Raw genomic sequence first — 683 nt, forward strand, 5'->3', positions numbered from 1 at the left:
ACGCGCCATTCAAAGCCGCCGCCGTTTGAGATGCCTTTGTCGCCAAATCCCCCAAAATATTGCAATCCAAACTCCATATCGAAGTTTCGCGCCTCCAAAAGATACGAAATTCCCGCGTTTGCGTAACCTAAAATTTTGTCGCTATCAATGGCAAAATCGAAGTTTTCGCTCCGCACTAAAACTTTGCTTTTGGCGAGTTTTGGAGCGAGATTGAACTTCGCGCCTGCGCCAAAGTTTATCCCAAATCCGCTGAAATAATTCGCATACGAAACCCCCAAATCGCCGTAGATTAGGTTAAAAAGCGCGTTTTGGTAAATCGCAGAATCTGCTTTGATTTGTTGCGATTTTAGTGCCTTGTAGTCAAATCCTGCTTCGAGCGATAACGCCCCGCCTACGCGAAAATCAAAGGTTTTGCCAAAAGTTAAATTTGCGCCAAATCCCAAATTTTGCGGTTTTAAATCTGCCAAAAATTGCGTTTTTAAGTCGTTTGAAAAGTAGTAGAAATCCCCGTGTGCCTTTAAAAATAGCGCAAAAGGCAAGTCGATTTTATAGTGCAAACCGCCTAATAAATTTAGGTTTTTGACTTGCAAATCTTTGTCGTGCTTGTCGCTTAATGTGCCATAAGTTAGGGCGAAGTGTGCACCCAAAGTGTGCGATTCTGCGACTCTTGCGCTAAAAGCGGT

General features: G+C 43.5%; 1 protein-coding gene. It reads right to left on the reverse strand.

The annotated features are described in order from the left end of the window. Positions 1 to 683, reverse strand: a 683-nt coding sequence (locus ACWIUE_RS11905) for a hypothetical protein (RefSeq protein ID WP_454137006.1), incomplete at both ends; no start/stop codon positions are given.

This window comes from Helicobacter sp. 23-1045, from assembly GCF_053654655.1.